Source organism: Rhizobium sp. ERR 942 (assembly GCF_007828395.1).
GTDB classification, from domain to species: Bacteria; Pseudomonadota; Alphaproteobacteria; order Rhizobiales; family Rhizobiaceae; genus Rhizobium; species Rhizobium dioscoreae.
Genome location: NZ_VIUA01000004.1, coordinates 269142 through 294171, shown reverse-complemented (window position 1 = coordinate 294171; position 25030 = coordinate 269142). Strand labels below are relative to the sequence as shown.

The window sequence follows — 25030 nt, the reverse complement described above, 5'->3', positions numbered from 1 at the left end:
AAGGTTTTAGCCGCGATGGAGCGATAGGTCCGCTTCGTTCCGATGATCCGGTCTGTGCGATTGCTTGGAGGCGTGCCGTTGCTTGAGGTGATCGGCAAGGCGGATAGCCAAGGCGAGTAACATCAGCGTCGGATTGGCGTGGCCCGGCGTCGGGAAGACCGAGCTGCCGGCAACAAACAAGCCATCGATGCCGTGAACCATGGCATTGGTATCGACGACGCTCGTTCGCGGATCGGTTCCCATGCGGGTGGTGCAGGAAGGATGGGCCATATCCATGAAGACGGGCTGGGTGTTCTCCCTCGCCGCGATCCAATCCGGCAGCACTGGTTTCGGTAAGCCAACGCGAACGAATTCTTTCGAGATCAATCCTGCAAGCCGTTTGACACTGGCTATTTCGCGTTGGCCGATTTTCCAGTTGACCCGCGGCAATGGCTGGTCGAAGCGATCGCGCCGTTGGGCGAGCATGATACGACTTTCGGGATCGAGCTGTTGCTCGACCATGACGTCGAAGCGCAATTCCGTCGAGCGATGCGGCAGGCCGCGCTTGCGCACGAGGCGTTCGTAGAGCCCCGAGCTGATCATATCAGCCGATCTCGCGACTGTCGCAAGATCTCCCATGACGGTCTTGCCCGCCCCCTTCGTCAAGCGCTTCAGCGCCGCCCAGGGATCATCCCGAGCATGGAGCTGCACCGGATAGGCGGCGCAGTTGGTAAGGCCTTCATATGCCTGAATTTCCGGACTTAAGGACAGGCCCCTGAGATAGAAATGCGTGCGCCCCTCGTGGCTGAGGCCATAGAAATTGAATTGACGTGCGATCGCATCGATGTCGCGTCCCGTGAAGCGGCAGAGCGATGTTCGAGGGTGGTCGCAAAGATAGCGGCCGACAACATCATGCTCATTGCCTATGCCCGCCGGCAAAAGGGAATTGGATGCGAGCAGCAGGCGTGCATTCTCGACGCCCCCACCGCAAAGAACGATCGTGTTTGCACGGACAGTCGCGCTGCGGCCGGTGGCGCTCCGGAGATTGAGCGAGGTCACCCGACGGCCCTGGCTGTCGACATTGATCTCGGTCACCGTGGCATGCGTCAGGAAGCTTATGTTCGCGGCCGTGATATCGCCAGCAAGTCGGGCAAAGCGCGTCGGCTCGGCACGCGGATGGCGCATGTGGCTGAATTGCCAGAAGAAAGGCTTCAGAAGCTGCTTGTCCAGGCCAAGATCGTCCGGGCGTGAATGGAGCAGCGCAAAAAGGCTTTCATCGTAGAGGTTCGGCCCGAGGTTGAGCAGTTTGCCGGCACGATCGAGAGCAGGCAGCAGCTGCCCGCGATCGATCGGCCAGCCGGAGAGCGGAAGCCACGGTCGGTTCAGGAAATCGATGTCATCGAAGGCGGCGCATTTGCCGATCCATGTATGGCTGCTGCCGCCAAGCATGCGATTTCGCAACTCGAATGCGGGAACATCGTTCAGCCATGCCAATCCGCCGGTATAGCCCCGTCCTTCGGGCACGGCATTCGCCGACACGAATGGCTCGCCAATGTTCTCGACGGAATTCAGCGCCTGTATTTCCGCCTCGTAATCCTGGCCGCCGCTCTCGATGACAATGACGCGAATGCGGGTATCGACCAACTCGCGGGCGATCGCAATTCCGGCCGGTCCGCCACCGACGATCGCAATATCGGCATGTATTTCAATCCCTTCCGGCATAGATCTCAAGTCACTGGTTATCATGATCGTTTTCCCGCTCGTTTTCCTAGTTTTTACCAGCATCGCGAGCATGCGGATAACTGTTCGATTGGCATAGGCGGGCGCGATATCTACCGATTTCGGATAGGTGATCTGATCGGTTCCGGCGCTTCTTTCAGTCGGAAGTCCATGCTGAAAATGCATCAATCACAGGCTAGGCTCTCCAGCAAATGCCGAGTTTCCTGGGAGCGAAGATCATGGCCAAGGTGGGGTTACGGGAGTGGTTGGCGCTCGCGCCGGTATTTGCCTCGGGCAAATTAGCACGCTACAGCGACGAGACCGGCGGCCCGCTCGGGCGCTTCGAAGCCGATTTTTCCAACAAGTTCGGTGTGCGCCATACCTTGGCCACCAGCAGCGGAACCGGCGCATTGATCTCGGCGCTGGTTGCCGCCGGCGTCGGTCCCGGGGATGAAGTGCTCGTGCCCGCCTATACCTGGATCGCGACCGCTGCCGCCCCACTGGCCGCCGGCGCGGTGCCGGTCCTGGTCGATATCGACCACACGCTCACGATGGATCCGCGGGACATACTGCGTAAGATTACGCCACAGACGAGGGCAATCATTCCGGTCCACATGTCGAACATGGTATGCGACATGGACAGCATCATGCGCATTGCCCGGGAGAATAACCTCGTCGTCATCGAGGATGCATGCCAGGCTGTCGGATTGCATTACAAGACCAAGCGGGTTGGGACAATCGGTGATTTCGGAGCCTTCAGCTTCAATCAGTTCAAGAACATCAATTGCGGGGAGGGCGGGGCCGTTGTCACGAACGACGCGCGGCTGTTTGCGCGCGCCCGGATGTATCACGACATCGGCTCCATGTTTCGCGGCCATCTCGACAATGCCAACGAACCGCCCATGCTGGGGGTGAATTTCAAGGCGAGCCAGATTCAAGGCGCCATGCTGAACGTGCAGTTGAAAAAGCTTGATCCGATGATTGCCCGCTTGCGTGAGCGCTACGATGTGATGAGTGAAATCTTCGCCAAGAGCGGACAGATCATGGTGGGGCCCCACAACGATATCGGCAATGCGGCGGGCCTCCACGTCATCTTCGAGACGTCGGACGAGGCCAAGCGATTTGCCGAGGAAAACAAGCGCGGTGTCTATCGGCTGTTCGATTCCAGCCGCCATGTCTATACCAACTGGCAACCTGTTCTGCAGCAACGCACAGGCCATCCGGCGATGAACCCCTTCCACTGGACCGATCGCAAAATCGAATACACACCGGAACTTTGCGCGCAGACACTCGACATCCTGAAGCGCAGCTGCCGCATCAGCCTTGGAGAAAACTATCCCGTCGCTTTGGTCGCCTATATGGCGAGGCGGATGTCACGGCAGGCAAAATCGAAGAACGCCAATCTCTTCTACGCAACGATCTGACATGGAGAATATCGGGCCTGACATAATCGATGTCTGGCACTGGAAGCTGGACATGCCGTTGCCTGATCTCGGCATGTATATCACATTGCTGTCGCTCGACGAATGCGTTCGGACCATTCGCTTCGTCCATGAGCGGGACAGGCATCGTTTCGTCGCCGCCAGGACCGGAATGCGGGTTATCCTCGGGCGCTATCTCGGCATTCCGCCGCGGTCGATAGGCTTCGACTACGGCGACAACGGCAAGCCTTACGTCGCGATCGGCGGCGCTTGTCCCATCCATTTCAATCTCAGCCACAGCGCCGACCGGGCTGTTCTTGCTGTTTCCGATCGTTATGAACTCGGCATCGATATCGAGGAAATTCGGTTCCTGAAGGAAGATATTGCGAAATGGTTCTTCTCTCGCAAGGAGTATCAGACGCTTCGATCTCTGCCGGCTGACAGCTACCTGGATGGTTTCTATCGCTGCTGGACGCGCAAGGAAGCGTTCATCAAAGCCCATGGTGCCGGCTTGTCGCTGCCGCTCGACAGTTTCGATGTCACGTTCGACAGATCGAAGCAATCGCGATTGGAACGGCTGGAGGGGGACGAGGATGCACCGCAAAACTGGGCCATTCTGGAGCTTGCGACACCGGCCAACTTCGCTGGCGCCGTTGTTGCCTCGACCGGCGGGCACCAGGTAGGCCTGCGCTATCGCAATGGAAATATCAGTCAGATGGTCAGCCGCGCATCGAGAATGTAGCGACCGTCGACAGCATCGAAATGATGGCAACCATGAAGTCCGGCCTTGAAAGCCGGGGTGATGGTGCGAATGCGGCGTTCACGATAGTCGTCGAGGGTGAGGCTCTCGATCTCCATGATGTTGAGAGCATAGCCATAAATGCCGTATGCATTGTGCTGCGAGGGCCGCAACAGCCTGCCGCCGCGTTCGAAGATGCGCCCTGCGCCTCGAGCCTCGGTACTCCCGATCACGACCGGATTTCGTTTGTGGGGTCTTATGCCTGTGAGCGCCGGGCCGTCGACTTCGAACAGATAGAGCTCGCTGCAATGGTCTTCATAGGCATGGAAATCCGACAAGTTGGTGAATAGCCACCATTTGCCGCCATGGCGGATCAAGACGCTATCGGCCGGCGATTGGCCCTCGAAGGCAGTGGCGTGCAGCTCCCATTTCACCGGAAACTCACGGCAGCGCCAGACCTCGAGCCGCCGTGCCTGATGCGTTTCCGGTATCATGAAGATCTGGTCGCCATCGCGAAATATGAATGGATAGGAGAGATGGTAGGGGCGCTCCAGTGCCACCCCGACCTGCGTGAGCGCATCGCCGTCGAAACGGCCGACCGCGATATGGGCCTTGCGGTCGCCGTGGGAATAGGCCTCATAGAACAGGTAGCATTTGCCATCCTCCTGAAACAGGAACGGATCGGCCTTGATCCTGTTATCGGAAGGTGGAATTTCCACGGCCTTGCTCGGATCGAAATCATCGATGTGACCGTGTCCCGTATAAAGTGTCCATATGGCCGACTCGGCGCGGAGTCTCGCCCTGATCGATTTGATGGCCTTGACCGAGATCGATCCCGCAACGATGCAGCCGTAGCGAAAGAGATCGCCGGGCGATGGCGCCTGCTCGATGATCGAGCCAGCAAAAGCGGATGGGTTGAACCGCCTGGTGTCGGCGAGCCGCGTCAGCTCCCGCAGCAGAAGGGTAACGCTTCGCTCCCTTACGAAGGCACTCAATCGCGCCGCACTGGGCTTGATGTTGAATGACGCCCGCGCAATCTCGAACCTGCCGGCCTTGCCACCGCGCTTGGCATAAAGGACCAGATCGGCAGTCGACGCGCGAGCAAGGATCTCGGCATAGCCGTACCAATCCACATCCGCCGATCGCTGGTCGGAGAGGTTGAAGGCCCATTCCCCGAATGGGAGAGCCGCGATCGCTTCGTCGGCCATGCTCATTGGAACCATGCGGATGACGAGGTCGAGCTTCAGACGGCGCAGCGCCGCCGCCGTGATGTTGTCGACAGCGCCCGTCTTGTCGCCATCGGATTCGTAGCAGTCGACAAAACGACGGCGGCTATTGAAATGCTTTGGCAAATAGGCGGGTTGACGCGCTAGAGCCTGAGCCTCCAGTCGCGCACTCCAGGACAACAGCTTCGATGCCTTGCCGACGCCGAACGGATGAGGATGGGTCAGCACGGCTGCAAGCTCCAGGCCCGGGGCGGCCAGAATTCGATCCAGGATCATCAGCTCCCAATTTTCGAGCGCATGTCCGCGCGCGACGAGAATGCCGACCCTCAATGGCTTGGTCTCGTTCATAACTGTTTCCTCTATGGCTCGACCATTTGCCGGATATGGTCCGAGGCATTGGCGGCTACCTGAAGCCTTTGCGCTTTCTCGAGTCGCGAAAGCGCTCTATCCTTTTGTTTTCACGTAATTCCGGACTGAAAGCCGCCATGCGCTTTTCGTGGAATTGCTCTAGCCATCGGTGAGTTTTCCCGAGAGCGTCGACGCCAGGTCGCGGATGCCGTTGCTGGTCAGCGAATCCTCATGCCAGCCGTCGATATCGACCACCATGCAGTCCTCTCCGACCGCCTCACCCCATCCAAACCGCATTTTGCGCGCCCGAGGATGGGTCGCACTGCTTCGAAGCAGGACGACGCTTTCGTCCCTTGTCCGCGGCGGCTTATAGCGGCGAGCCGCCGTCACCAGCAATTTGGTAACAGCCTCGTTCGCCTCTTCTTCCGGAGAGTATTGACCGGCCTTGACGCCGAGGATCCTCAGTAGCGCCAGTGAGACTTCGAACTCCTTGAGATAGTCGATCAGCCGGATACGGCGGGACAGCAGTTTCCGGGTGAAATAGGCAAGACGTTTGCGCCGCCGCTCCCGATGCCATCGCGCCTGCTCCCGCTTCGGCAGGGAGGCGAAATAGCCTGGAGCCCAGGCATCGATAATGGCCGTGATGCCGACATCCATGCCTCTCTCGCGCAATTGCCGGCTGATTTCCATCGCGAGGACGCCATTGACGCAGAGCCCAACGATGGCAATGCGGTCCGCGGCCTTGTCGATCCGCATGGCATCGATCGCATGGCTGGCGATATCCTCGATGCTGAGACCGTCCAGGCCGCCCGTCAGATCCGCGTGGAACATGTTGACGTTGTATACCGAAATCTCGTCCGGCAATTCATTGGCAAGACGGTAGTACAGGAATGGATGGTTGAGGGTATAGACCGCCCCGGTCCCCACCCCATGTTTGCAGGTAATCAACTCCCACGGGTTTACTGCTTTTTCCCGCGGTTTCTCGATCTCCTCGCTGTTGAAGACCGCAGCTGCAAAGCCCGCAAACGTCGGCTGTTTGAATAGAAGCTGCAATGTCGGGCTTGCATCAAATCTTGCGCGTGTTTCCGATAGAAGCCGGAGCGCGAGAAGCGAATGGCCACCGAGCGCGAAAAAATCATCATCCGGGCGTATTTGCGGAACCTGTAGGACTTCCTTCCAGATTTCAGCAAGCGCTTCCATTCGCGTATTCGGTGGCGATTTGCCTGTGACGGCGCCATCCATCGGCGCAGTCTCGGCGGCAGCTGCCACGTGCCGGTCCGGCGCAATGAGCGAAGAAAGCGGCGCCTCAGGGCGATCGAGAGCAATTTCATAAGCGTTCCTCCATAGTTGCAGGAGGCTTTCGATGGTGCTGGCTTCGAAAAGGTCGGCATTGTATTCGATCGACATACGCCAGCCTGTCGGCCGTCCGATCATGATGAAGCTTAGGTCGTAGATGACGCCGGGGGATTGCGAGGGCGAGCTGATCAGCTCGAAGCCGCCGTAGCGACGATCCTCGAGAAAGGCTTTCTGCAGATTGAAGTTGACCGAGATCAGCGGGTTGCGCGCCGGATCGCGCACCGGATTGACCAATTCCACGAGCTTGTTGAACGGCATGCGCTGATGGTTCAGCGCCCCTTCGATCGTCGCGCTGACGGAACGAATATGTTCGGCGAAGCTGACATCGGAGCCGAAATCGAAACGCAACACCAGATTGTTGATGAAGACGCCGATCATATCCTCCAGATCGCTATGTTCACGGCCGGCGATCTGCGAGCCGAAGAGCACGGTCGGAGCCTCGGTCAGCCGATGAAGGGCCGCACTGAGGACGGCAGCGCCAAAACTATATTGCGAGACGCAATGAGCGCGCGCGGCCGCATCCATGCGATCGGTGAAGGCGAGTGGCTGGACAATGGAGAGAATATCACCGCGATTGGTTTTAACCTGACCGCGAGGCCGGTCGGAAATGACCTCGAAATAAGGGGCGCCGAGCAGAGTTTCGCGCCAGAAGGTTTTTTCCGTCTCGAAGCCGTAGCTCTGCAGATATTCCTGCTGCCAGAGGGCATAGTCGCCATATTGCAAGGGCAGCTCGGGCAGGACCGGTGCACGCCCCGCATCGATTGCGGCGGCTATTTCGCCGACCTCTCGCCCGAGGACACGGATCGACCAGCCGTCGAAGCAGCTCTGATGGGCCGTGATCAGCAGGAAGCCGCGCTCGTTTTCTGCCATCAGCAGTGTGACGCGGAACAGGCCCGGCGCGCTGAGATCGAATGGCGCCTGCGCCGTCTCCTCGCCGATCGACAGGATCCGCGCCTGGCGCTGCTCGGGCGGCATGCCGCGCAGATCGATCACCGACATCTTGAAGTTGACGTCGCTGACGGCCTGCTGGAAGGGCCTGCCATTCCTCTCGATGAAGCGCGTTCGAAGGATCTCGTGACGCTGAATGATCTTTCGAAAGGCTGCTTCAAGGGTCGAGACCCTGAATACCCCCCGGATCTCCCATCGAACCGCGACATTGAGCGCCGGGTTGCCGGGATTGAGCTGATCGAGAATCCAGCAGCGAAGCTGTGTCTGCGTACAAGGAAATTCACCGATGATCTGCGGTTCGGCAAGCGAACCGCTTGGGCTGTTATCGACTGTACTCATAGAGATGCCCCCAGGCCGCGGCGCGCGCCGTTACGAAAATCTCGCAGTGATGGAATGTGGAGATGCACGGCATCGGATGGATCCCCTCCCTGGGCGTCGGCAAAGGCTGCCAGCGCGGCGATCGTCGGATGACGCAATAGATGTTTTGCCTCGAGCGACAGCCCGTTGTCGCGCATGCGGGCGGCGATACGGAATATGGCAAGTGAATCGGCACCCAGCGCGTAGAGATTGTCGTCAATGCCGATGTCGCCGAGGTTGAGCACATCCTGCCAGATCGCCAGCAGCCGTTGTTCCATCTCGGTTTTCGGCTGGACCTTGGTTGGCGCGACAACACGCTGCGGCACGCCGCGCTGCTGCAAGGTCTTGCGGTCGAGCTTCCCGTTGCCGGTCTGCGGCAGCTCGTTCTCCATCACCCAGAAGCTCGGCACCATATGCGCCGGCAGATTGGCTTTGGCATGCGCCGCGATATCGACCGCAAGTGCTTCGCCGCCCTCCGCGGTCGGCACGATGTAGCAGACCAAGGAACGATCGCCCCTGGCGTTTTCGGCGACGACGGTCGCACATTGGCGCACGCCTTCCACCTTGGAGATGACGGCTTCGATGTCGCCAAGCTCGATGCGGAAGCCGCGCAGCTTGATCTGCTGGTCACGCCGCCCGAGTAGCTGCAGCGACCCATCGGCAAGCCGCCGTCCGACATCACCGGTCTTATAAAGCCGCATCGGCCTGCCGATGGCAAAGCAATGCGGAACGAAAGCCTTCTCGGTGAGATCGAGACGATCGAAGTAGCCTTCGGCAAGCCCGTCGCCTCCGATGTGCAGCTCGCCAATGACACCGACCGGCGCGATATTCTCGCTCTGGTCGAGGATGAAGAGCTGGGTATTGGCGATCGGATGACCGATCGTGATTGGCTGATCCGCATCCGTGATGCGCTGCAGCGACGACCAGATCGTCGTTTCCGTCGGGCCGTACATGTTCCAGAGCTCGCCACCGATTTGAAGTAGGGATCGCGCCAGTTCCTTGGGTAGGGGTTCGCCGCCGCAAAGCATTTTCAGCGCCGGCCGGTCCTTCAGGCCCGCTTCCACCAGCATCTGCCAAAGCGTAGGCGTTGCCTGCAGCACCGTGGCATCGTGTTCGTCGATGAGCTTGACCAGTTCGAAGCCGTCCTGGACCTGGCTCCGGCTGGCGATGACGACCTTTCCGCCCGATATCAGCGGCAGGTAAAGTTCCAGACCGGCTATGTCGAACGAGATGGTCGTGACTGCGACAAGCGTGTCATCCGCACCGAAGCCAGGTTCCTTCGCCATGGAGAGCAGGAAGTTCGTCAGGGACCGATGCGAGACCTCCACGCCCTTCGGCGTGCCGGTGGAACCGGATGTGAAGATGATGTAGGCCGATGCTGTGGTATCGACGGGCAGGGTCTTCAGGGGGAGGCCTGTCATCGAGTTGATCGCCTTGGCATCCTGATCGAGCCGGATAACAGGGATATCCGTCGACGCCAGCCGAGCCATGTCGTCGCTGTCGCAGATCAGGCCGCGGATGCGGGCGATTTCCAGCGTCTGCCGCAAGCGTGGTTCCGGATGCGCCGGATCCATCGGCACGTAGGTATGCCCCGCTTTCATGACGGCGAGGAGGGCGGCGATCATGTTCAGCGAACGCTCGACCAATATAGCAATCCGCTGGCCGGGTTCGGGAAGCGCCATCTGGAGGTAGAGAGCCAGCTGGTTCGATCGAGTTTCCAGCTCACCGTAAGTGATCGACTGGCCGTCATGTTGAGCCGCAACGGCATCCGGATGTTCGGCCGCACGCGCGGAGAAGAGCGAGAAGACGAATTGATCATGATCGTAAGGCATTGCCGTCCGGTTGAGATCGTCGATCAGCCAGGACTTCTCGGCCGCGGAAAGCAGAGGCAGCTCGCCGATCTTGTGATCCATGTCCTTGGCCAAGGCTGCCGCCAGCGTCGAGAAATGGCCGATCCATCGTTCCACGGTCGCGCGGTCGAAGACATCGGCGTTGTAGTCGACATCGATGCGGATGTGGTCGCTCGCCTCGATCATGTTGAAGAACAGGTCGAAGTTGGAGAAGGCCTTTGCATTCGGCTCGATGCTCGGCGTTAGATCACCAAAGGACGATCCGCCGGCCATGCGCTCGAGGTTGAACTGGATCTCGGTGAGCGGCAGGCGGCGTGGATCACGCTTGGTATCGAGTTTGCGCACCAGCGTGCCGTAGGTGTAATCCTGATGTTCAAAAGCCTGAAAGACGAGCTGCTGCGTTGCCTTCAGATGCGCCGCAAACGGCTCTGTGAGCGATACAGCCTGACGCAACGGCAGCAGATTGACGCAATGGCCGACGAGGATCTGGCCGTCAAGCAGGCTTTGACCGGCCGACGGAATGGCGATGACGATATCGTTCTGGCCCGACAGTCGTGATACCATCACCTGGAGGGTCGCCAGCAGCGTCGAAAATAGCGTGGCGCCCGACTTCGCCCCCTTCTTCTTCAGCGCCTTGTAGACGTCGGCATCGATATAGCCGGTGCAGCTGCCGCCGGCAAAGCTGCGATATTCCGGCCGCGGGCGATCCAGCGGCAGATCGGGAAGATCGGGAACCGTCTTGAACTGATCGAGCCAGAATTGCTCGGTCGCCTGCGATTTCTCCGGCCTGGGCGAAAGGTCGATCGAATAGGCGGCGAAGGAAAGTGCCGGTTGGAATTCCGGAACATTTCCGACGCTATAGGCTTTATAGGCCGTCGCCAGCTCTTCGATGAAAGTGTTTATAGACCAGCCGTCGCAGATGATGTGATGAGCCGTAAAGACCAGCACATGCTTTTCGGGGGCCAACCTGATGATGCTGGCGCGTACAAGAGGGCCGTTGATCAGGTCAAAGGGCGTACGGGCATCATCGTCGATGAGAATGGCAAGGCCTTGGTCATCGATGTCTTCAAGGAGCGGCAGGTCGAGCTTGAAATCCGGAATGAAGCGGAAATACTCGCCGCCGCGATCGAAGCGAATATGGAAGGCGTCGTGACGGGCAATGACCGTATCGAACGCCAGCCGGAAGGCTGTCTCGTCCAGGGTCCCCTCCAACGCCAGCGAGAAGGACTCGTTGAACGAGCAGGAGGCTTCGTCGCCCGCCTGGGCCGCAAGCCATATTTCCGTCTGCGCTTCCGTCAGCGGCGCGGATTGCGGCCTTGCCTCGGATGCCTGTACCGGCATTGGCGATAGGGTTGGCTCCCTGATCGCGGTGAATATACCGACGGCCTGCATGGCGTCGAGGCTGTCGCGGAAGGCTTTCGCGATGGAGCGGAAGTCGTCCTCGCTGTGGGCTGTCGTCAGGAAGCAGGGGTAACCGTCCTGTATATGGACGCCATTCAGTCGCATCTGCGCATAAAACAGCGCGCCGAGCGGATCCTGACTGGAGAAGTCGGTGGCAAACCAGCTTTTGTAGCCATGAACGACATCCGCGATGCCGCGCCTGGCGAGATCGGCCTTGATCTCGGCTACGAGTGCCTCCGTTCGCTCTGCGACACGGTCGTAGAGGGCGGAGCCTTCTCCCTTGATATGATGCAACACGGCCTCGGCGGCGGCAAGCACCAGCGGATGACGGACGAAGGTTCCGGCAAAGAATGTCGGTGCCGTCATGGGAACGGAATTATCACCGTAGGTCCAATGGCCGCCGTCGAGGGCGTCCATGAAACGCGGGCTGCCGACCAGCACGCCGATCGGCATACCGCCGCCCACGACCTTGCCATAGGTCGCCATGTCGCCCTTGATGCCCCAGATCGCCTGCATCCCGCCGGGATCGACGCGGAAGCCGGTGACGACCTCGTCGAAGACGAGGGCGAATTCGAATTCAGTGGCGACATCACGCAATTCCCGGACGAATTCGCGCGGCTGCAGTTCCGGATGGCGGCTCTGAATCGGTTCGATGATGACAGCCGCTATATCGGTTGCATTGGCGCGGATGAAATCGAGGCTCTCCGGCGCGCCATAACGCAGGACCGTCATGTTCGACACGGAGGCCAACGGAATGCCGGAGGCGACCGGCAGGGCAATCGGCTTGTCGGCGCGATTGCGGCCCTTGACCAGAACCTCGTCGAACTGGCCGTGATAATCGTTGGCAAAGACCACGACCCGATCGCGGCCGGTGACGGCGCGCGCAATCCGCATCGCGGCCATGACCGCTTCCGAGCCGGTATTGCAGAAGGTTACCCGCTCGTGGCCGGTTACATCGGCGATCATCCTTGCGACATCGCCGGCAAGAGGCGTCTGCGGACCGATCGCAAATCCGCGGTCGGCTTGAGCCTTGACGGCGTCGATTACGAAATCCGGTGCGTGGCCGAAGGCCGTCTGTCCGAAGCCATTGACCAGGTCGACATACTGGTTGCCGTCGATATCCCAGATATAGGCTCCCTTGGAGTGGTCGCAGACGATCGGGAACACCATCTCCTTCCAATCGGCGCGGAAGCCCGATGCGGATCTGGGGTCGGCCAGGTATCCGCGATGCTCCTGTGTGAAGGCCTTGGACTTGGCATTTTTGGTTTCATAGGCCCTGGTGAGATCAGTGATGAAACCCTGCTTGGCGGCGGAAATCTCCGATGTCACGCTTTTGGCGTTCGGACGATAAAGCTTGATGCGCTCGGTGCCGAAATCGCTTTCGGCAGGTGCTGCGGGAGCTACCAGAGCCGACGGGGAGGAGGGCTGGCTTGCTGCAGCTTGCGGCGCCGGCACGATGGGTGCTGCGGGCAGCACACTTGGTACTGCGGTAGCCGGAGCTCCGCCCTGCATGGCCTGCAGCATCAGCAATTGCTGGGAAAACAGGCTTTGCGCCATCTGGATCTGCGATTGCAGCACCGTGGCGAGATCCGATGCTCCAGCCGAGATCGATGCGACCTGTGGAGCAGGCGCAATGATCGGCATCGGCGTCGAAACCGGCATGGGAGGTGCCGCCACTGACGCGATGGGGGCCGCGGCCAATGGTTCAGCCGTCTTCACTGCATCCGGTGGCATCTGACGATCGAGATAAACAGCCAGATCGGCAACGGAGGGAATATCGCTCAGCAGTTCCCGGAAGGAGATCTTGACCTTGAAGTCTTTCTCGATGCGCTGCGCGAACTGGCCGACGAAGAGGGAATCGAAGCCGAGCTCCAGGAAGGTTGCTGTTCGCTCGTCCGGCCCGAGCGTTTCGCCCGACATGTCGCTGAGCAAGGTCAGAAGAGCCGCTTCCAATTGCGGCAGACGGTTGGAGGTGGGAATGGGTGCTGCAACATTCATTGCTCGATTCTCCCCGGTAAGGTTGACGTCAGAGACAAAGGGTTCGGCGGCTGGCCGAGTGTCTGCTTCGGCATTCGGGCGCTGGGTCGATGCGCGACGGGCGGATGACGGAGCATCGATCCAGTGGCGCTGCCGCTGGAAGGGATAGGTTGGCAGGGACAGCCGCTGCCGTGACACCGATGGAAGAGCCGGCCAGTTGAGGCGGCAGCCGGCCATCCAAAGCTTTCCATGAGCCTCTGCAAGCGTTGCCGCGGCAGCGGAGACCCGGTCATGTTCGGGCAGGCTTTGTACGACTGCGGCAAGACTGTCGCGTGCGATCGTCTGGGCGGCAAAGACCGACAGTGTGCGTCCCGGCCCCACTTCGAGAAGAACCGGCTTGCGGTCGCGGCAGAGCGTGGCAAGCCCGTCGGCGAAGCGAACGGCGTCGCGGCAATGCATGGCCCAGTAATCCGGCGAGGTCGCCAATTCAGCCGTCTGCCAATCGCCCGTCACCCCGGAGATGAAGGGTATGGTGGCCGTACCGTAGGTGACCTTCTCGGTCTCCTGGCGTAGCGCCAGAGCCGCATCGTTCATCATGGCGGAATGGAAGGCGTGCGATGTGTGCAGCCGGCTGAAGGCGATCTCAGCTTCCGAAAGTGCCGCGCAAACCATTTCGATATCGGCAAACGGACCGGAGATGACGCAAAGTTTCGGGGCGTTGATCGCGGCGATCTCCACCGCGCCGCGCAGGTAGGAGGCCGTCGTTGCGGCATCGGCACGAACGGATACCATCGCGCCTTGCGGCTGATGCTGCATCAACCGGCCGCGATTGGCCACAAGACGGAGGCCATCCTCGAACGAAATGACGTTGGCGAGCGTAGCGGCAACAAACTCGCCAACGCTGTGACCGATCATGGCATACGGCTTGACGCCGCGGCTGAGCCACAATCGGGCAAGCGCATATTCGACGAGATAGAGGCAGGGCTGCGCGATGCGGGTTTCGCGCTGCTCATCGGTGATGGCCTGCGTCGCCGGGCCGGTGTGGCAGATGTAGTCGCGCAGATCGAGCCCGAGCGTCATCTTCAAAAGCTCGGAACCGCGGTCGATCCAGCGCGCAAACTCCGGCTCCGAGCGGTAAAGCCCGGCACCCATGCCGACATATTGCGCGCCCTGGCCTGGGAACATGAAGGCGACGGACGGCTGATCGGCGGCGGTGAGCGGCTGATAGCTCTCCGTCGTCAGCTTGAGGATCGCTTCCTCGATATTTTCGGCGGCAACGGCCAGCCGGTGGCCGAACTCGCGTCGTCCGGCTTGAAGTGTGTGGGCCAGTTGTGCCATTGAAAGTTTCGGGTTTTCGGCGAGATGATCACTCAGATTGGTGCGCATCTCGGCAAGCGCCGGCTTGCTGCGAGCCGAAAGGGGGAGAATGTAGTGGCCCTCTACCTCTTTCGACTGAGCCGGCGGGTAGGGCGGCTCCTCCAAAACGACGTGAACGTTTGTTCCGCCTACGCCGAAAGCGCTGACACCCGCCCTTCGTGGCGCCTGTCCCCGGGGCCACTCGGTTGCCGTTACTGGAATGTAGAAACGACTTTTCTCAAGATCGATGCGGGGATTGGGCCGCTGATAATTGGGCATCGGCGGGATTTTCCCGCTGCGCAGGGCCAAGGCCGTCTTGATGAGGCCTGTCACGCCGGCCGCCGCGTCGGTATGACCGATGGTGCCCTTGACCGATCCGAGCGCGCAGCGGGCTGGCTGCGACGCATCCTGCGCGAAGGCGCGCATCAATCCGTTGAATTCGATGGGGTCGCCAAGCGGCGTCGCCGTGCCATGGCATTCGATATAGCCGATGGTCGAGGGATCGACGGCCGCATTTGCGAGAGCCGTGGCAATCGCTTCGGCCTGGCCTTCCACACTCGGTGCCGTGAAGCCGACCTTGTCGCTGCCGTCATTGTTGATGCCATAACCGCGAATGACCGCATAGATGTGATCGCCGTCCTTGAGCGCGTCCTCATACCGCTTCAGGAGGACGACGCCCGCCCCGCTGGCAAAAACCGTTCCGGCGGCGTTGGCATCGAACGGCCGACAGGTTCCGTCGGGTGAGGCCATGCCGCCTTCCTGGTAGATGTAGCCTCGCTTTTGCGGAATGGTAACGGAGATGCCGCCGGCCAGAGCCATGTCGCAGCTATAGGTCAGCAGGTTCTGGCATGCCTGGGAAACCGCGAGGAGCGAGGTTGAGCAGGCGGATTGCACGGTGAAAGCCGGACCGCGCAGGTTGAATTTATAGGCGATACGGGTCGCCAGCGTGTCATTGAGCGCGCCAACAAGCTCATGGAAGCAGCCGATCTGGTAGTTCGACGTGAATTCTTCCGCCTTGGCGCGATCGCGCAGAACATTGTTGATCAGGTAGGTCGGCATCGAAGAGCCGGCGAAAACCCCGATCAGGCCGTCATAGCGCTGTGGATCGTAGCCACCGTCCTCGAGGGCTTCCCAGCATATTTCGAGGAAGATCCGGTGCTGCGGATCTGTAACGGCGGCTTCGCGCGGAAACATGCCGAAGAACTCGGCGTCGAACATATCGGCACCGTCGAGATGGGGCCTTGCGGCGACATAATTCCGCTGTGCCCGTTCTTCATCGGTAAAAGCGTCTTCAATCTCATCCGGCGAAAAAAGCGAAAAGGCGTTCTTTCCTTCGAGTACAAGCTGCCAGAGCGCCTGCACCGAGGGGGCTCCGGGAAAGCGGCCGGACATACCGATAATGGCGATATGCCCGGAAATTTGCTCGCTCAGATCCTCATTGTCTTCGAAATCACGCTGATTGCCATTGTCCTGGTGATTCCCTTTCATAAGGAGCTCCTGCGGATATGAGAGATCGCCTTTTTCTGCAGCGCGGCACGCTGCGCCGCGGCGGCAAGACGGGTTGGGCCGGATGCGCGGCCATCCAGGTGAAGTGCGAGTTCGCGAATGGTCGGATGACGCAGCAACGCAACGACATCGATCGCGTGACCGAGCGTCTCTTCGAGACCGGCATGAATTTCCATCAGCTGAAGGGACGTGCCACCGAGATCGAAGAAGTTCCGATCGAGATCGACGCTTTCGAGCGCCAATGCGTCTTGCCATAGCGTCGTCAGCAGTTCCTCCGTCCGGCTCCTGACATCGGCGGGCTTTGTCTGGGTTTCAACCGGAGGCGGCAGCAATTTCGAACGATCGACTTTACCGGCCGGCGTCAGCGGCAAGGCGTCAACGATGACCGTGGCATTCGGGATCATATAGGCGGGAAGAGCCGCGCGCAGTGTCGCCATGACGCCCTGCGCCAGATCGGCGCCCACGCCCACATGGCTTTCCTTCGGGCACAGATAGGCAACGATGCGCTTGAGGTTCTCGCCCTGCATGTGGCAAAGCACGATCCCGTCGGCAAGGCGCGGATCACGGCGAAGTGCTGCCTCGATCTCATCGAGTTCAATGCGTTTGCCGTTGATCTTGATCTGCCGGTCGCGGCGGCCCTTGAAGGTGACGGTGCCATCCGGCTTCAGGCAGGCCACGTCGCCCGTCAGATAGAAGCGCGTCACGCCATCCTTGGTTTCGATGGTGACGAATTTCTGTTCCGTCAGCTCCGGTCGCTTGAAATAGCCGATGGCGAGGCCGTCCCCCGATATCGCCAATTGGCCTTCAATGCCTGGAGGAACAACACGCAATTCCTCGTCTAATATCGCGATTCCGGTATGAGCGATTGCCTTACCGATCGGTAGCTCAGTGCCCGAAAAGCCTGGCAGAACCTGAAAAGCGGTGGCAAAGACGGTCGTCTCGGTCGGCCCATAGGCATTGGTGAGCCTGCAGCCGGGATAGTGCTCCAGGAAACGGCGAGCGTGGACGGCCGAACCGACATCGCCTCCGAAGAGGATATGACGAAGTTTCGGCAGGGTCGCGCGGGCGTGATCGGCGAAGAGATTGAATAGCCCCGTCGTCAGGAAGGCGATAGTGACACCCGTCTCCCGCATGAAATCGGACAGCCGTGAAATCGAGAAATCGGTATCGGGCATGACCGCCAAGGTGCTGCCGTTGAGGAGCGCACCCCAGATTTCGAATGTCGATGCGTCGAAGGAGATGGTGGCTGTGTGCAGGACGACGTCATCGCGGTGGAATTCGATATAGTTCTGATCGAGAACGACCCGCGAAATACTGCGATGGCTGATCATCGTTCCCTTGGGCCGACCGGTTGAGCCGGATGTGTACATGATATAGGCGAGATCGCCGCCCGTTATCTCAATGGACGGCATGGTCGCGCCGGGCCGATGTGCCATTTCCGCGATCATGGCATCCGCTTCGATGACCTTGCCGTTCATGCTCGGCACGCCGGCCAGCTTCTCGCCATGGGCGGAGTCGACGAAAATGACCTTGGGAGCGCATTCCGCGATGACGAAGTCGAGATGCTCCACCGGAAAGGCTGGGTCGAGCGGGAGATAGGCGCCGCCGGCTTTCAGTATGGCCAGGGTACAAATGATCGCATTGATGCTGCGCGGCAGGAAAAGGCCGACGATGTCGGCCTTGTGGACACCTACCTTTATCAAATGCAACGCCAGCGCATCGGATATGCGATCAAGGTCACGATAGGTAATACGGATATCGCCGGAAACAAGAGCTGTTGCTTCCGGTGCGGCCCTGGCCTGTTCGCGCAGGATGTGATGAAGGCAAAGATTGCGATCGTAATGCATACTTGCTGCGCCAATTGCGTCTGCCTGTGCCTCGCGGTCAATCATTATCGCTCTCCGGGTTGTCCTGCGATGGATGACGGCATGTTGCGAAATGCTTCGTCGTCGATCGCAGAATTTCACGCTGGAGCAAAAGCACCAGCTGGTCATTGGGATGATTGTCCGCACCACCGAAAGTCGTAAGTCCTAAGGGCGCGTAGCCATTTTGTCGGAGAGGTCCGCCATGGCAGCCGCAACCCGGCCGAAAGCATTATGCGTGGCATCAATCCTGCCCATCGGAAGGTCACGTGGTCGCCCTGGTTCAGGAAGAATTGCCGGAGAGGGGGACGATGCAGAGGCTATTTGAACTGATAGGCTCTGACGTAATCGACAAACATGAAGGATGGGTCGGCCGCAGCCATTTTGGATATGCCTTCGACGATACCGAGGTCGATGAGCATATACAGCGGCTGGCGATGTTCTGGCGGAATTTTGGTTTTCCAGACGAGATTACCGTCGAAATACATGCGTATGAAATCGGAATCGATCTTCACGCCATAGGTGTGCAAATCAGCGGGATTTGCGGTGGCGAACACCTTGATGCGGGAAAAGGCCGAATCGTGCCGCCCATCCCGATGCCAAACATGCACCGTTGAAGAGTAGGCGCCGGGCTTATCGCCGTAATATTCGATGACATCTATCTCGGCGGTAGCCTTTGACCGATCCTTGCCGATAAGCCAGAAGGCCGGCCAGACACCGGGGCCATCCGGCAATCGCGCCCGCATCTCGAAGTAGCCATATTGCTGAGAAAAGCCATTTCCATGCTCATCGACAGAGGCAATCAAGCCGGAGCGCCATAGACCTTTGCTGTCGCGTGCAGCGGTAATGCGCAACATACCGTCCTGGATTGCGAAGGGGAAGTCGCCACTCGGATCCGAGAAGCGAGCGCCGCCAAAGTCGCCATTCCATGGTGTGTGGGAAATCCAGCGGGTACCAGGACCCCAGGCGGAGATGCTGAGATCGTTGAAAGCATCCTCGAAGGTAAGTGTCATGCTGCTGACATCAAGCGTATCGCCCGTATCACCGGCGCGAACAATTCCTACATCCATGATCGAAACTAACGCAGCCGCAATTGACGCGCGAAGAAATACGCGGCGGTTGCTCCTGCATCGAACATTAGATATCCGCGAGAACTGATCCATGAATGCAAGCATGAACGGTGCAATTTCCGCGGTATAGAACGTATTTCGGCCATAACGTCCACCAAAAGGCTTAGGCGCGGCGGAAATACAGCTGCATGACGCCGTGGTAGTTTGCGGCGACATTGAGGCAGAACAACCGGATTGCCAGACATGAATGCCATGGGGCTCGTAACACTGATTGTAGGAGTTGTTGCGCTGACCGCGCCTGTGCGATGGTCATTCATCATCATGGTTTTGTCGACGGTATTCGGTGCGGCGGCGGCCTTCAGCATACCCGGTCTTGGCGGTGCATCGGTACTCGTTCCGAGCCTGTTTTTGGTATTCTTCGCCGCACGGTTGTTTGCGGCCTACGGGGAGGGGCCGTTCCTCGGCGCCCTGGCTCCCTGGCGCCCTGGTTTCTTTCTGCTGCTTCTGACGGCCTTCGGAATCTTCTCTGCGATTTTCTTCCCGCGCATGTTCCAAGGCATGACGCAGACGATGACGGTCGAACGATCGATTGGGGCACGTAACCTGATTGCATTGGTGCCGCTGCGTTTCTCTTCGAACAATATCACTCAATCGGTCTACGCGGTGGGTGGCCTCATCTGCTTCATAACGACCTTTGCCTTCTTTCGTCGCCAGGGCACCCCTTCGGCCTTTATCAACGGCGTGCTGGTCGTTATCGGTGTCAATCTCGGCTTCGCGCTCGCCGACATAGTGACCCATTTCACACATACAGACTTTCTGCTGAGTTTCGTGCGGACAGCCAATTACGCGCTCCTGACCAATGCCGAAAAGGGCGGCCTGAAGCGCATTTCAGGCACTTTTCCCGAAGCCTCGGCCTTCGCCGATTTCACGCTCGTGCTCTTTGCCATCGTCACCAGCCTCTGGCTTGGGGGCATCCGCTCGAAGGTCACCGGCACTTTTTCAGGTCTGCTGCTGGTCGCGCTGATCCTGTCGACGTCGGCGACCGCACTTGTCGGGCTCGCCGCCATCCTGCCGATCCTCAGCCTCCAGTCGTTTCTGGCCTCCCGTCGCGATCCTGGCGCCGGCCGGCCCGTTCTGATCGTGTCCATTCTGGCGAGCATGCCGCTCGTCATCTTCTTCGTTCTCATCGTCATGCCGGATCTCGCGCATAATCTGCAAGATTTTCTGGACGAGATGCTGTTTTCGAAGGCCGATAGCCAGTCGGGACGGGAGCGCTTCATGTGGAACGCCATGGCTTACCGGGCCTTTCTGGACACGAGCGGTTTTGGCGCCGGCCTTGGAAGTGCCCGGGCATCGAGCTTCGGTCTGGTGCTGCTGTCCAATATCGGCGTCTTCGGCACGCTACTCTTTGCGATGTTCGTCGCTCGGCTGCTCTTGGCCGACATGCGCGGTTCGCATTCATCATCACGGGAAACCACCGCGGTTCTGCGCGCTGCTAAGGCCGGGATCATCACGGTTCTCATTTCAGCGGCCACGTCCGGTACTGTGTATGACCTCGGACTGATGTTCTATATCCTTGCTGGCAGCATTTCCGCGCTGAGTGCCGAAGCACGGCAGATCCGAGGCGAATACACTCCGCGGCTGCGCACCATCGGGGAGATGCAATGAAGGTTGTCGTCTTCAACGTCAAATACAGCGAAAACCTCGGGGACGGGCTGCTTGCGGAATGCGTCGAATCCGCCTTGGCGAGCGGCAGGGATGAGATCGAAGTGGAGACGATCGACCTCGCCGGGCGACAGGCGTTCGCGACAGGCCATGGCGGCCGCAGACGGCTCGTGCTGGGATTACTCCATCGACTGCCCCCGGGCGCCCGTCGGCGGCTCGTTCGCGCCGTACTGGAGCGCAGGCTGCGCGCGCTTCGCGGACAATGGGACGAGAAGGTTGCGGATGCCGATGCCGTGGTGATCGGCGGCGGGAACCTGTTTCAGGACGATGATCTCAATTTCCCGCTGAAGATCGGTGCTGTGCTCGATTGTGTCGTACGGTACGATCGGCCGCTGGCGATCTATGCGGTTGGGGTGGGCGGCCATTGGTCGGAGCCAGCATATCATCTCTTCGCGCGATTGAAGCAAGCGCGCCTTGTTCATCTTTCGGTACGCGACGGCTTCGCGCGGGATAACTGGCGCGAGCACTTTCCCGATGGACCCGATGCGAAGATCGTGCGTGATCCCGGACTGCTGATACAGGCCTCGCCGAGGCAGGAAGGCGTGCGCGCTCCGTCCAAAGGCCCTTTGACCATAGGTCTATGCGTGACGGATCCCATCGTCCTGCATCGGCATGGTGCCGTTCAGACCGATGGTATCCCCTTCGCCGATGTTGAAGCCTATCGTGATCTGATCGAGCTTCTCCTGGATGACGGCCAGCAGGTGGTCTTGTTCTGCAATGGAGCCAAAGAGGATCAAGCTTTTGCGGAGCGTATCGGCGCTTCGGTCGCCAGGCAGCGTATCGCCACGTCCGGCACCCTGGATGTTTCCAGACGCCCGCGGCTTCCGATCGATCTCATCCAGATCATCCAGTCGCTGGATGTGGTTCTGGCTCATAGATTGCACGCATGCATTGCCGCCTATGCGCTCGGAATTCCGCATGTCGGCTTGGCTTGGGACAAGAAGGTCGAAGGTTTCTTCAACTCGGTCGGGCGCGAAACCTACTTTATAAAGGGAGTATCCCCACCGCCGAAGCATGTCGCCCTGCTCCTGAAGGCGGCGCAGCAGGAAGGCATAGAGGCGCGCCGCCATCGCGACACGATTTCGGAAGCCCGCGCCGGAATCTCCAACATGCGGCGACATCTGGTCGAGCGCGACCAATGCGTTATGTCGCGGATATAGGTGCACGCAAAACGATACAAGAGGTCGTTAGTATAGAATTTGTGACGCGGACGGAAATACTAAAAGGTATACATAAAGACCTCGAATTTTGTCCCGCTATGGCGGTAAAAATTCGAGGAACAACGGATATCGATTTGCAATAAAGACATCGTGGATTTTCTATGGTATTGAATACTTGGAACTCACGAAAAATATATTTTCGAAAGGCCCATGGAGCATTCGAAATATGCTTTTCGTCCGAGGGGATGACGGCATGGCAGCGCAGCTTTCAATTGAGCATATTCGCAGCCTCGGTGGTGTAGCGCGGACCTTTGTTGCAGGTAGTGTGATCTGCGACTACGACCACGATACGCCACGCCTTCTCTTTGTGCTCGATGGGTGGGCCTCGCGCAGCAAGATGCTTCCGAACGGCACGCGCTTCATGACGGAATTCGTGTTGCGCGGCGATATGATTTCGACATCCCTGACGGCGCTTTCGCGCGAGACCGTGCGGGCGATCACCAATGTCACGGTGATGGTCTTCCCTGACTTTACTTCTCTGCCGAAGATCGAAGCGCCAACGTTTTTCTATCGTATCGTCATTGCTGAACTGGTGCGACATCAGGCGCGCATGTCTGAGAGGCTCGCCAATATAGGACGCCGCGACGCTCTGGAGAAAACCGGCTACCTGCTGCTCGAGCTCGGGGCGCGCATCGGCACTTCGCGGGACTATGCAAACGCAGAATACTTCGATTGTCCTTTGACCCAGGCGGATATTGGCGACGCGGTTGGCTTGTCAACGGTGCACATCAACCGCGTCCTCAGGGACATGCGTGAAGCCGGCCTGCTGTCCTTCCGCAACGGCATTGTCGCCTTTCTCGATCGGCCGCGTCTAGCCGATCTAGTCGACTTCGACGAGTCCTGTTTCGATACAACTATGGTTTGAGCAATACTTTGTCTCCATTACTAATGGAGCAAGAAAGAATTATTTTATGCAATATTTAAATTCATTATTAACATATGTTAATGCGCGGAAAAACAAAATAAGCAATTACTACGGTAACATAAACCTAAAAAGAGGGGAAAAATATGGGAACTCAAGAAGATCCTCGGCTTAAACGGATGTTATTCTCTTTAAATCGAGTAAATACTCTAAAGGTTGCAAGAAATACAAAGGCCATTTTAAAAGTTGGGGGTAACGGCCATGATTGGACAATCGCTCACAAGTGAAAAATTCACGTCAGACACGGGCGCACGCATCATTTCAGTTCGGACGTCCGACACGTTGAGGCCATTCATTGCATCCGGCACGCCCGGGATCGATGAATGGGAAGACTATATTCTTCTCATAGATTCTCGCGCTCTCGATCGCGAGTGCCTGTCGAAAAGTCTGACCGAATGCGATAGCGCCATGCATATCGTTACCGTGGGTTCGCTCGACGAATGGCAGATGCGCAATATGCAAGTATTACCGTCCGCGGTTCTCTTCATGATCGGCGGCCGTAAGGTTTCCGACGCGGATGTCAGTGCCAAGATCTGCGCTCTGGTGGAAAGATTCCAGACGAGCCCGGTGATCGTGGGCGCTGATGGCGATGAGCTTGCACAGTTGCTGCATGCGCTGGAGTGCGGCGCCCGCGGCTACATCCCGACCAGCGTCGGAATCAAGGTCGCCGCCGAAGCAGTGGCTCTCGCGCGGGCAGGTGGTGTCTTCGTGCCGGCAAGCAGCCTGCTGGCTGCCAAGGAGGCGATCGCACCCGTGGCCAGCCGCAACTGCTGCCTCGACAGCTTGTTTACGCCACGCGAAGTCGTCGTCGCGGAGGCTTTGAGACGAGGCAAGGCAAACAAGATCATCGCCTATGAGATGGATCTTTGCGAGAGCACGGTCAAAGTGCACATTCGCAATATTATGAAGAAACTGAACGCGACGAACCGAACGGAAGTTGCCTACAAGATTCGGGAACTCGTTCGATAATAAGTCGGCCGCGACCACCTATCATATAAAATAATGCCGGGAAGCGCCGTGTCGCTCCAGCTAGAAGCCATAGGCCCCCGGCGCCGGCGCAACAAGTGACCTGCAGGGCAGGTTCGCAAAGCCTCGGCTCTTGAAGCTGCCGTCGCTCGATGGAAAAGCGCCGGCGGCTGATCGCCGCCAAAAGTTGATATAGCAAGTTCGGGATTCCCGCGTATTTGAGCTGCCGGGCCTGTTCTAAGGGGCCGACCAACAGGCATTTCCGCCAAAGTTTGAGTTTGCTGCTTTTGCACGATGAGTGCAGCTTCCACACGCATCGACGACGGCATCTCAAAAAACCAATCCGACAAATGTCGATGCTGTTTGGTGGCCGAAGCTCACGCGGGTCAGCTCAGTGTTGCACCACACGCAGGGACGCGATTTCCGCGGGCTTGTCGTCGATGATCGCACTGACGGTCAGAAGGCCCGGCTGACGCAATCTCAGCGGTGAAAAGACAAGGCTGGCGCCCACGACGACATTGATCGGGATATCACTCGCCTCCGCGTTCTCCACGACATCCTTCTGCTCGCTCAGCTGGGCGGCGTCCAATCGCTCTTCAAGAAGCGGCTGACGGTCGCCGGGCGCGGTGCAACGCAGAACGATCGATCGGTAGGGTTCCGTCGCCAAGGTGATCAGATTCACATGCACGCAGAACTTCGGCAGTGAAAAAGGAAATTCCGGCAGCATCAGGACGCCGCTATAGACGCCGATGAAGCTGAGCTTTTCGCCGATTTCCGTGCGAACGTCGTCGCAAAATATGCAATATCCATAGCGCATGTGTTTCAATCGTCCCGATCGTTGTTGCTGCGAGCAATTATCGTGCGGATGGCCCTTGATGAGCTCCAGGAAACGGCCCCGCCGGACCGAACCGGATAGATAGCTGCCCGGGTCTCCGGTTCGGAGAGGCCACTAACGTCTGCCGTAGACCCCTTGGGATCGCACAGCTCAATGTGGATCTCTTTGTCGAGCGCCCAGGCGAGATCCGCGATCGAACGAAGCGGAAGCTCTGATTGCCCGCAGAGATAACGGTTCAGATCCCTTC

Annotated in this window: 13 protein-coding genes; 6 read left to right on the top strand and 7 right to left on the bottom strand. The window is 59.0% G+C overall.

The features are described 5' to 3' along the window. Positions 1 to 6 precede the first annotated feature (6 nt). Positions 7 to 1725, bottom strand: coding sequence for a GMC family oxidoreductase (locus tag FBZ97_RS18270; protein WP_246661797.1), 1719 nt, complete (start codon positions 1723 to 1725; stop codon positions 7 to 9). 212 nt (positions 1726 to 1937) lie between these two features. On the opposite strand from FBZ97_RS18270, the gene FBZ97_RS18265 reads away from it, so the two are divergent. Together FBZ97_RS18265 and FBZ97_RS18260 are read left to right on the top strand one after the other, a co-directional pair. Continuing rightward, on the top strand, positions 1938 to 3122 hold the full coding sequence (locus FBZ97_RS18265) for a DegT/DnrJ/EryC1/StrS family aminotransferase (RefSeq protein ID WP_145321340.1): 1185 nt from the start codon (positions 1938 to 1940) through the stop codon (positions 3120 to 3122). 1 nt (position 3123) lies between these two features. Next, on the top strand, positions 3124 to 3861 hold the full coding sequence (locus FBZ97_RS18260) for a 4'-phosphopantetheinyl transferase superfamily protein (RefSeq protein ID WP_113353324.1): 738 nt from the start codon (positions 3124 to 3126) through the stop codon (positions 3859 to 3861). On the opposite strand, the gene FBZ97_RS18255 is transcribed toward FBZ97_RS18260, so the two are convergent. From FBZ97_RS18255 to FBZ97_RS18235, 5 genes are all read right to left on the bottom strand, one after another. Then, positions 3831 to 5432 carry a hypothetical protein gene (locus tag FBZ97_RS18255; RefSeq protein WP_113353323.1) on the bottom strand — a complete coding sequence of 534 codons (1602 nt, stop codon included), beginning with the start codon at positions 5430 to 5432 and terminating at the stop codon, positions 3831 to 3833. The two genes, FBZ97_RS18260 and FBZ97_RS18255, sit on opposite strands and share 31 nt — an antisense overlap. A gap of 159 nt (positions 5433 to 5591) precedes the next feature. Continuing rightward, positions 5592 to 8075 carry a condensation domain-containing protein gene (locus tag FBZ97_RS18250; RefSeq protein ID WP_145321342.1) on the bottom strand — a complete coding sequence of 828 codons (2484 nt, stop codon included), beginning with the start codon at positions 8073 to 8075 and terminating at the stop codon, positions 5592 to 5594. Then, entirely contained in the window at positions 8072 to 16165 is an 8094-nt protein-coding gene (locus FBZ97_RS18245; protein ID WP_145321344.1) for a non-ribosomal peptide synthetase/type I polyketide synthase, read from the bottom strand. Before FBZ97_RS18245 ends, FBZ97_RS18250 begins: the two co-directional genes overlap by 4 nt. Next, complete coding sequence (locus tag FBZ97_RS18240) at positions 16162 to 18075, bottom strand: non-ribosomal peptide synthetase (RefSeq protein ID WP_145321346.1); 1914 nt, start codon at positions 18073 to 18075, stop codon at positions 16162 to 16164. The genes FBZ97_RS18245 and FBZ97_RS18240 overlap by 4 nt, the downstream gene beginning before the upstream one ends. A 290-nt stretch (positions 18076 to 18365) precedes the next feature. Next, on the bottom strand, positions 18366 to 19331 hold the full coding sequence (locus FBZ97_RS18235; protein WP_233788498.1) for a glycoside hydrolase family 16 protein: 966 nt from the start codon (positions 19329 to 19331) through the stop codon (positions 18366 to 18368). A gap of 27 nt (positions 19332 to 19358) precedes the next feature. On the opposite strand from FBZ97_RS18235, the gene FBZ97_RS18230 reads away from it, so the two are divergent. The 4 genes from FBZ97_RS18230 to FBZ97_RS18215 all read left to right on the top strand — a co-directional run bounded on the left by FBZ97_RS18230 (position 19359) and on the right by FBZ97_RS18215 (position 23951). Continuing rightward, entirely contained in the window at positions 19359 to 20783 is a 1425-nt protein-coding gene (locus tag FBZ97_RS18230) for a hypothetical protein (RefSeq protein WP_183810074.1), read from the top strand. After that, positions 20780 to 22000, top strand: coding sequence for a polysaccharide pyruvyl transferase family protein (locus FBZ97_RS18225; protein ID WP_145321348.1), 1221 nt, complete (start codon positions 20780 to 20782; stop codon positions 21998 to 22000). The genes FBZ97_RS18230 and FBZ97_RS18225 overlap by 4 nt, the downstream gene beginning before the upstream one ends. 253 nt (positions 22001 to 22253) lie before the next feature. Beyond that, positions 22254 to 22925, top strand: a complete 672-nt coding sequence (locus tag FBZ97_RS18220) for a Crp/Fnr family transcriptional regulator (RefSeq protein WP_162746339.1) — start codon at positions 22254 to 22256, stop codon at positions 22923 to 22925. Positions 22926 to 23390: 465 nt separating this feature from the next. Continuing rightward, entirely contained in the window at positions 23391 to 23951 is a 561-nt protein-coding gene (locus tag FBZ97_RS18215) for a response regulator transcription factor (protein WP_348642380.1), read from the top strand. Positions 23952 to 24339: 388 nt separating this feature from the next. On the opposite strand, the gene FBZ97_RS18210 is transcribed toward FBZ97_RS18215, so the two are convergent. After that, on the bottom strand, positions 24340 to 24765 hold the full coding sequence (locus tag FBZ97_RS18210) for a hypothetical protein (RefSeq protein ID WP_113331208.1): 426 nt from the start codon (positions 24763 to 24765) through the stop codon (positions 24340 to 24342). Positions 24766 to 25030: the final 265 nt, after the last annotated feature.

Bases quoted from the DNA above. Each gene is read 5' to 3' on its own strand.
- FBZ97_RS18270 (WP_246661797.1), bottom strand. From the start codon at position 1,725: ATGATAACCAGTGACTTGAGATCTATGCCGGAAGGGATTGAAATACAT.
- FBZ97_RS18265 (WP_145321340.1), top strand. From the start codon at position 1,938: ATGGCCAAGGTGGGGTTACGGGAGTGGTTGGCGCTCGCGCCGGTATTT.
- FBZ97_RS18260 (WP_113353324.1), top strand. From the start codon at position 3,124: ATGGAGAATATCGGGCCTGACATAATCGATGTCTGGCACTGGAAGCTG.
- FBZ97_RS18255 (WP_113353323.1), bottom strand. From the start codon at position 5,432: ATGAACGAGACCAAGCCATTGAGGGTCGGCATTCTCGTCGCGCGCGGA.
- FBZ97_RS18250 (WP_145321342.1), bottom strand. From the start codon at position 8,075: ATGAGTACAGTCGATAACAGCCCAAGCGGTTCGCTTGCCGAACCGCAG.
- FBZ97_RS18245 (WP_145321344.1), bottom strand. From the start codon at position 16,165: ATGAAAGGGAATCACCAGGACAATGGCAATCAGCGTGATTTCGAAGAC.
- FBZ97_RS18240 (WP_145321346.1), bottom strand. From the start codon at position 18,075: ATGATTGACCGCGAGGCACAGGCAGACGCAATTGGCGCAGCAAGTATG.
- FBZ97_RS18235 (WP_233788498.1), bottom strand. From the start codon at position 19,331: ATGTCGCCGCAAACTACCACGGCGTCATGCAGCTGTATTTCCGCCGCG.
- FBZ97_RS18230 (WP_183810074.1), top strand. From the start codon at position 19,359: ATGAATGCCATGGGGCTCGTAACACTGATTGTAGGAGTTGTTGCGCTG.
- FBZ97_RS18225 (WP_145321348.1), top strand. From the start codon at position 20,780: ATGAAGGTTGTCGTCTTCAACGTCAAATACAGCGAAAACCTCGGGGAC.
- FBZ97_RS18220 (WP_162746339.1), top strand. From the start codon at position 22,254: ATGGCAGCGCAGCTTTCAATTGAGCATATTCGCAGCCTCGGTGGTGTA.
- FBZ97_RS18215 (WP_348642380.1), top strand. From the start codon at position 23,391: ATGCATATCGTTACCGTGGGTTCGCTCGACGAATGGCAGATGCGCAAT.
- FBZ97_RS18210 (WP_113331208.1), bottom strand. From the start codon at position 24,765: ATGCGCTATGGATATTGCATATTTTGCGACGACGTTCGCACGGAAATC.